The organism is Kitasatospora sp. NRRL B-11411 (assembly GCF_000721345.1).
GTDB lineage: Bacteria > Actinomycetota > Actinomycetes > Streptomycetales > Streptomycetaceae > Kitasatospora > Kitasatospora cineracea.
On sequence record NZ_JOGH01000197.1, the window covers coordinates 1 to 7,242 of the forward strand.

Below are 7,242 nucleotides of genomic sequence, written 5' to 3' on the forward strand. Positions count from 1 at the left end.
CAGCGGCTGCGAGACGCCCCGGGCGGGGAGGGGCGGGGAGGGTTGACGGGCGGTCAAGTCAGCGGCTGGGCACGGCGGACGGCCCTCGGCGCGGCCGCGTGGTGCTGGAGCGCCCGCCCGGGCCGTGCGGCTCGGCAGGATCGATCGGGCTCGGGTTCAGCCGGCCCGGGTTCAGCCGGCCCGGGTTCAGTCGGCCCGGGTTCAGCCGGCCCGGGTTCAGCCGGCCTGGGCGAGGCGGGTGGCGGTCTCCAGGAGCAGGGCGTGGACGAAGGCCTGCGGCAGGTTGCCGCGCAGTTGGCGCTGGGCGATGTCGTACTCCTCGGCGTACAGGCCGGCCGGGCCGCAGGCGGCGCGGTTGCGTTCGTACCAGCGCAGGGCCTCGGGGAGGCGGCCCTGCTGGAGTTGGGCCAGCGAGACCAGGAACCCGCAGAGCAGGAAGGCGCCCTCGGCCTCGGCGAGCGGGCCGGGGCGGTGGCGGAAGCGGTAGCAGTGGTGGTCGTCGGCGAGGTCGGCGAGCACCGCCGCGAGGGTGGCCCGGGTGGGGCGGGCGTGGGCGGGGACGGCGCCGCGCAGGGCGGGCAGCAGCAGGGCGGCGTCGACCGCCGGGTCGGCCGGGGAGCGCTGCCAGCGCCCGCTCGGGTGCAGGGACTCGGCGAGCGCGGCGGCGGTGAGGCGTTCGGCGAGCGGCAGCCAGTCGGGGCGGCGCAGGGCGTCGGCGGCGGCGCGCAGGCCGGCTGCGCAGGTGAGGCGGCTGTGCGTCCAGTGGTCGGGGTGGATCTCCCAGATGCCGCAGTCGGGTTCGCGGTGCCGGGCGGCGATCGCCTCGGCCGCGACCACGGCGGCCCGCCGCCCGTCGGCGTCCAGCTGGTCGTGCCGGGCGGCGGCGGCCAGCAGCAGCAGGGCCTCGCCGAACCCGTCGAGCTGGAACTGCCGGTTCACCAGGTTGCCCGCCACGTCGAACCCGCCCGGGTAGCCGGGCAGTTCGAGCCGGTGCAGGTCCGGGACGGGCCCGCCGTCCAGGGTGTACGCGGGGGCCAGGTCCGGCCCGTCGGTGAGTAGCCGGGCGGTGACGAAGCGGGCCGAGCCGGCCAGCAGCGGGTGCGGCCCGCGGGCGGCGAGGGCCTGGCCGAGGTACGCCTGGTCGCGGATCCACACGTACCGGTAGTCGTAGTTGCGGCCCTGCTCGGCGCGTTCGGGCAGGCTGGTGGTGGCCGCGGCGACGCTGCCGCCGTCCGGCCCGGTCAGGCCGGTCAGGACGGCGTACGCGTGCCGGACGTCGCGGCGCCCCGGCAGCCCCGCCAGTTCGTCCGGGCCCGGGACGTCCGCCGCCCAGGCCGCCTCGGTGTCCCGCCAGGCGCGGTCCGGGTCCGGCGGGGCGGCGGGCGGGCGGTCGCCGAGTTCCAGCACCAGGTCGTGCCGGGCGCCCGCGGGCAGGCGCAGCACGGCGTGCAGCCCGCCGCAGCGGCCGGGCCGGGCGTCCGGCAGGCCGGTCAGCCGCCCGTGCAGCGGGCCGGTGCGCAGCGTCCAGCGCCCCGCCGCGTCCCGGGCGGTGGCGGCGGCGCCGGCGGTGCCGAAACCGGCGGCGAGGTGCAGCGACACCTCCAGTTCGGCGGGCCCGTCCACCGCCACCACGCGGCGCAGCAGCACCGCGCGGTGCGGGCCCGCCGGACGGGCCAGCGCCTCGCGGCACTCGACCACCCCGCCCCGGGTGACCCACCGGCTGCGGTACACCAGCCCGCCGTCCTCGTACCGGCCGCCCGGCACGTACGCCCCGGTCGGGGTGACGCCGTACCAGCCCGGGCCGCCGATCAGCGCGGACAGCACCGCGTCGCTGTCCCAGCGCGGCACGCACAGCCAGCCGAGCACGCCGTCCGGGCCGAGCAGGGCGCCCCGGTGGCCGTCGGCGAGCAGCGCGTAGGCGCGCAGCACGTGCGGGACGGGCGGCGTGCAGGGGCGGTGGGACGCGGCGGGCATGGCGGTCTCCCGGGGATGGACGGCCGACTTCTCGATGGCGCGGCTTTCCGGCCCGGCCGGAGCGAAACACCGGGCCCGCCCCGGCCCGTTTCCGACCGGCGGGCACCGGGCACACGCGCGGCCACACGTGTGGCCACCCCCTCGGCCGCACGTGCCGGTCGGCCGCCCGGCGGCGGCCGCGACCCGACGGGAGGACCCGAGGATGCGACGGCAGGAACGTCCACTGCACGACATGGGCGGGGCGATCGGCCCCGCAGAGACCGGAGGGCGGCAACCGGACGCCGAGCGGGAGGCCGGCGGCGACGGGACGGAACGCGGCCCCGCGCCGATCGGCAAGGGCGGCACGGCGAACGTGGCGGGCAGCGACGAACAGCAGCCCGAGATCGCCGAAGGCCCGGTACCGGGCACCCCGCCGGACGAACGGCCCGGCGACGGCGACGGCGATGACACCGGCGACGGTAACGGCACCGACGGCGGCACCGGCGATGGCGACGGTAACGGCACCGGTGGCGTCACCCGGGAACTCGACCCGCCCGGCCCGCCGCAGGCCCCGTCCCGCCCGGTCCGCCCGGACGCGGTCGAGGACGCGCCCGCCGCCCTCGACCCCGAACGGGCCCGCCCGCCCGACCCGGCGGCGGCGCCCGAGGACGAGGGCCTCCCCGACCTCGCGGACGGCTCACCCACCGCCGACCGCGCCGCCGACCCGCAGCGCCCGTCCGTCCCCGGCGACCGTCCCGCCGCGGCCGAGTCCTTCGGGGTGACGGGGGACGAACAGGCCCGCGGCGAGTCCCTGGACCAACGCCTCGCCGCAGAACGCCCGGAGATCGGCGAACAGCCCTCCAGGACGGAGGACCGGTCGCCGCGGCCCGGACAGTCGGCCGAGGAGGCGGCGATCCGGGTCCGCCGGGAGGGCGAGAGTTGACGTCGCGTCAGTTCGGCTGCCTGCCGAGCGAGTTGACGATCAACCGGCCGGGTGGTCGGTGCGGCGGAGGGTGGTGTGCGGGGCGGTGTGGAAGGCCGTGCGGTAGTGGGCGGCGAAGTGGCCGGGGTGGGCGAAGCCCCAGCGCATGGCGATGTCGGTGACGGTGGCGGTGGCCGGGTCGGCGGCGAGCAGGTCGCGGTGGGCGGCCTGCAGCCGGACGTGGCGGAGGTGGGCGAGGGGGGTGGTGCCGAGATGGCGGCGGAAGGCGTACTGGAGGGCGCGGGGGGTGACGCACGCGGCGCGGGCGATGTCGGCGAGAGTGACGTCCCGGTCGGCGTGGGCGTCGATCCAGGCGAGGGCGCGGCGCAGGGTGGCGGGGGTCGCGTCGGTGCGGTCGGCGCGGACCGGGTCGGTGCGGGCGCTGTGCGGGAGGGCGGTCAGGGTCATCGCGGCGAGGTGCTGGGCGGCGGTCGAGACCAGCAGCCCGGCGGGCGGTTGGGACGCGTCGCCGAGGACGTGGTCGCGCAGGTGGGCGACGGCCGAGCCGAGGGCGCGCCCGGCCGCCGGGGTGAGCGGGCGGGTGCCGGTGAAGCGGACCGGCGCTCCGGTGCCGGAGGGGTCGAGCCCGGCCAGCAGGGCCGGGTCGAACATGGCGATGGTGTAGCGGGCGGAGCGGACCTCGCCCCGGTACGGGGTGCCGGGCGGGGCGAGCAGGAAGGTGTCGCCCGGGCCGTAGACCTGTTCGCGGCCGCCGGTGCGGTCGACCAGGGTGCCGCTGTGCATGCTGATCAGGCAGACGCCGGGCAGGCCGTGCGCGTCGAAGGCCATGTCGTAGCCGAAGCTGAGGCGGTCCACGCTGAGCCGCTCCACGGCGTGGCGGCTGATCCGCACCCGGGCGTCCTCGACCGGCCCGCCGATCCGCATCGGCGTGTAGGCGGTGGACAGGAACTCCTCGGTGGCGTCGACGCTGCGGCTGTCGAAGCGAAGTGTCTCCATCGGCATGCTGTTGTCCGGCGGCCCCGTCCGGCGGGCCGCCGCCTCCTCCGGCGCCCGAGGGTACGGGGCGACGGCGCCCGGGGGAACCTGCCGCGCCGCCCCGGCCGCCCGCCGCGGCCGGCGTTTCGCTCCCGGGACGGCAGCGGCCGGAAGATTTCGTTCCCCGTGCTGCGCGGGCGGCACGGGCTCGGCGACGGTCGGAGGGGAACCCCCTCGGGGTGTTCGCCGAAGCACTCGGCAGGGATCCGACAGGGACCCGGTGAGGAGCCGGCGAGGACCCGGCCCGTGTGCGGAGAGGGCTCGGCCCGCGCGCGGCGAAGGCCCGGCGGGGACGGACGGCGGGAGGAGAACACGGTCATGCGCAGGAAGACGGTGACGGGACTGCGGGTCACCCACCGGCCGGGTCCGGACGGCAGCCGCGTCGTCGAGGTGACCGGCGAGGCCGACCTGGACACCGCCCCCGAGCTGGCCCGGGCGCTGCGCGAGGCGCTCGGGGGACGGCCGGCGCCGCGCACCCTGGTGGTGGACTGTTCGCGGCTGGGCTTCTGTTCGTCGTCCGGCCTCAACGAGCTGATCAAGGCCCGGCGGGCGGCGATCGAGGCGGGCATCGCGTTCCGGCTCGGCGCGCCGAGCGGCCAGGTGGTGCGGCTGCTCGAGGTGACCGGGACGGACGAGGTGTTCGAGGTGGTGGAACCCCGGCGGTAGCGGGAGGGGAGAGAGCGGGTGCGGCCGGCAACTTCCTTGCTGTGCAGGGGCATTGCGGGCGGCGGGTTTTCGGGTCGGGCCTCCGGGTAGGCGCGGCGACCAGGAACGAGGGGGGAACGGAAGGAAGCACCTCATGGACACCCGTCGTCACGCCGTCCCCATCCCCTCGGGGCCGGTCGGCATCGTGGGGCGGCCCGGACCGCGGTCGACGCGCTCGGCGCACCGGGTCGAGGAACGCGCCCCGCAGCCGGCCGCGCCGTCCCGGCAGCCGTCGGTGGCCGCCGGAACGGCCGCCCCGGCGGACGTGGAGCTGTACGCGGTCCTGGGGGAGGACTGACGCCATGGCGGCCGCCCGGCCGCTCCGGCCGAACCGACCGACTCGACCGGTCCGACTGCCCGGGACGTCCCGGCGGGCCGCGCGGTTCTGCGAGGTCTGTGGGGCCGCGCCGCCTGCCGGGCGCCCGTACAGTGCGGTGCTTCCCGGGCGGGGGCAGGGGCCGGGCGGGGTCCGGCTGCTGGTCGCCTGCGGGGCCGAGCACCTGGCCGCGCTGCTCGCGGACCGGCGGCAACAGCCCTGCACGCCGGAGGAGTTGTGGATCGGCCAGCTCTGCGCCGTGCTCCGGCTGGCCGGCCGCGAACCGACGCCGGAGGAACTGCGGCAGGCCGGCGGCCCCGGTGTGGAACGGATCGACCGCGTCCTCCGGGCAGTGCGGCGGCGGCGCGGTCCGGCCGGGCCGGGGGCGCTGCTGGGGGTGGCGGGCGAAGGCTGAGGTGAGGGCCGCGTTCACCAGCGCAGGGCGGTGAAGTCGACCGGGCGGGGCCGGAGTTCGGCGGTACGGGCGGCCAGGGCGTGCAGGCGGCGGGCGAACTCCTCGGCGGGCAGGTGGCGGCGGTCGCCGTGGCCGGGCAGCAGCCACTCGAAGCGCACCCGGGGAGCGGTGCGGGCCAGCGAGGCGGCGAGTTCGGTGACGGAGTACCAGGTCACCGATTCGGCGACGGCGAGGTCCCGGTCGCCGCGGGACCAGTAGAAGCTGTCGCCGCTGAAGCAGTAGCGCCCGTCGGCGAGGTACAGCACGCTGCCCTCGGTGTGCCCGGGCAGCGGGTGCGCGCTCACCCCCTCGGCGACCTCGACCGGCTCGGTGCCCCGCACGACCCGGTCGGCGTCCGGGGCGGCGGCCAGGTCGCCCTCGTGGATCCACAGGCGGGCGCCGAACCGGTCGGCGTAGGCGCGGCCGTGCGCGGCGTGGTCGCGGTGGGTGAGCAGGACGTCGGTGACCGGGCCGAGGGCGGCGTATTTCGCAGCCAGCGCGGAACTGAAACGCGGGGTGTCGACCATCAGCAGATTTCCGGCCGGCCGGCGCAGCAGGTAGGAATTCGCCCCGGCGGTGCGCGGCGAGTTGTGTCCGCACAGGTGCACGTGTTCGGTCAGCCGCAGCGGAAAAGGGTCGAGTTCCGGCGCCGGGACGTGCCCGTCGTGGCGGACCGACCGGGTGTGGCAGGCGAATGCGGCGGCGCGCAGCGCCTGCTCCTCCGCCCCGGTGCGCGGCCGGCGGACGACCGCGGAACGGCCGCCGACTTCGGCGATCAGGCCCGGCGCGAGCTGCCGGGCGGCGTCGCAGTTGGTGCAGCGCCGGTCGACGTGCCAACCGGCTTCGGGTGACTGCTCGTTCATGGTGCGCTCCTTGGCGGGGAAAAGGGCGGCGGTCGGATTCCGCCATGGATATCACGTGGAACGGGGAGGAATCCATCGGCGGAATGCCGTTGACTTCCGCCGGAACCGCTGCTCTGCGACCGCGTTTCGGGGATTTTCCGGCGGCCCATTTTTTGTGCGGTTGACATTTCCGGGAAAGGTGCTCCGGCCATTCGGGTTTGCGGCGGGCGGACCTGGTCAGCCGCAGGGTATGGAGTTCGCACCGCACTACCTGGAACCGTCCACCAGCCCCGGCCAGTGGGAGGGCGGCGGCTCGTGGACGCCCAGTTCGTGGGCGTCCGGACCGTGGACCTCCGGCCCCGGGGCCGCCGGGCCGTGGGTGGTGCTCCGGGGCGGCGCCGGCGGACGGCGGACGGACGGCGAGGACGGCGTCCCCGGCGGCGCGGTGCTGCTCGACCGGGACGCCGTGCTGGTGGCGGACATCGCCTACAACGGCGACCCCGGCCGGGTCTACCCGCGGCCCGGCGCCCGGGAGGCCGTCGCCGAACTGCGGGCGCTCGGCGTCCGGTTGGGCGTGGTCACCGACCAGCCGGGGGTCGCCCGGGGATCCCTGACCCGGCCCGGCATCGAGCGCGTGCACCACCGGATCGAGGAGCTGTTCGGCCCGTTCGACGTGTGGGCGGTCTGCCCGCACCGGCCCGCCGACCGCTGCGGCTGCCGCAAGCCCGCCCCCGGGCTGGTGCTCGCCGCGGCCCGGGCGCTGCGGGTGCGGCCGGAGCGCACCACCCTGGTCGGCGGCACCGGCGCCGACCTCGTCGCCGCGGCCTCGGCCGGGGCGCACGGCCTGCTCGTCCGGCCCGACAACGCCCGCCCCGGCGAACTCGCCGTCGCGGGCCACCGCCGCGCCGCCGACCTGCCGGCCGCCGTCCGGCTGCTGTGCGCGGCGGGGACGGCCTGAGGGGGAACGGGCTGAGGGGGAAGGGCTGAGGGGGGA

Annotated in this window: 8 protein-coding genes; 5 read left to right on the plus strand and 3 right to left on the minus strand. The window is 77.6% G+C overall.

The genetic code is table 11. The annotated features are described in order from the left end of the window. Positions 1-216: 216 nt before the first annotated feature. Complete coding sequence (locus IH44_RS0138180; protein WP_030464452.1) at positions 217-1,974, minus strand: glycoside hydrolase family 15 protein; 1,758 nt, start codon at positions 1,972-1,974, stop codon at positions 217-219. A 202-nt stretch (positions 1,975-2,176) separates the two neighbouring features. Here IH44_RS0138180 and IH44_RS47515 point away from each other — a divergent pair, with 202 nt between their 5' ends. Continuing rightward, positions 2,177-2,896, plus strand: a complete 720-nt coding sequence (locus IH44_RS47515; protein ID WP_198545109.1) for a hypothetical protein — start codon at positions 2,177-2,179, stop codon at positions 2,894-2,896. 39 nt (positions 2,897-2,935) lie between these two features. Here the strand turns inward: IH44_RS47515 and IH44_RS0138190 are convergent, their stop codons facing one another. Continuing rightward, positions 2,936-3,892 (minus strand): AraC family transcriptional regulator, encoded by a 957-nt coding sequence (locus IH44_RS0138190; RefSeq protein WP_030464454.1) that lies wholly within the window; start codon positions 3,890-3,892, stop codon positions 2,936-2,938. A 357-nt stretch (positions 3,893-4,249) separates the two neighbouring features. Here IH44_RS0138190 and IH44_RS0138195 point away from each other — a divergent pair, with 357 nt between their 5' ends. The 3 genes from IH44_RS0138195 (at position 4,250) to IH44_RS45980 (ending at position 5,367) form a co-directional block, all read left to right on the plus strand. Then, positions 4,250-4,597, plus strand: a complete 348-nt coding sequence (locus tag IH44_RS0138195) for an STAS domain-containing protein (protein WP_030464455.1) — start codon at positions 4,250-4,252, stop codon at positions 4,595-4,597. A gap of 133 nt (positions 4,598-4,730) precedes the next feature. Next, complete coding sequence (locus IH44_RS0138200; protein ID WP_030464456.1) at positions 4,731-4,934, plus strand: hypothetical protein; 204 nt, start codon at positions 4,731-4,733, stop codon at positions 4,932-4,934. Positions 4,935-5,070: 136 nt separating this feature from the next. Continuing rightward, positions 5,071-5,367, plus strand: coding sequence for a hypothetical protein (locus IH44_RS45980; protein WP_030464457.1), 297 nt, complete (start codon positions 5,071-5,073; stop codon positions 5,365-5,367). Positions 5,368-5,381: 14 nt separating this feature from the next. Here the strand turns inward: IH44_RS45980 and IH44_RS0138210 are convergent, their stop codons facing one another. Next, positions 5,382-6,269, minus strand: a complete 888-nt coding sequence (locus tag IH44_RS0138210) for an MBL fold metallo-hydrolase (protein ID WP_030464458.1) — start codon at positions 6,267-6,269, stop codon at positions 5,382-5,384. A gap of 229 nt (positions 6,270-6,498) precedes the next feature. On the opposite strand from IH44_RS0138210, the gene IH44_RS42015 reads away from it, so the two are divergent. After that, positions 6,499-7,206: an HAD-IIIA family hydrolase gene (locus IH44_RS42015; RefSeq protein ID WP_081967372.1), complete on the plus strand. Its 708-nt coding sequence runs from the start codon at positions 6,499-6,501 to the stop codon at positions 7,204-7,206. Positions 7,207-7,242 lie beyond the last annotated feature (36 nt).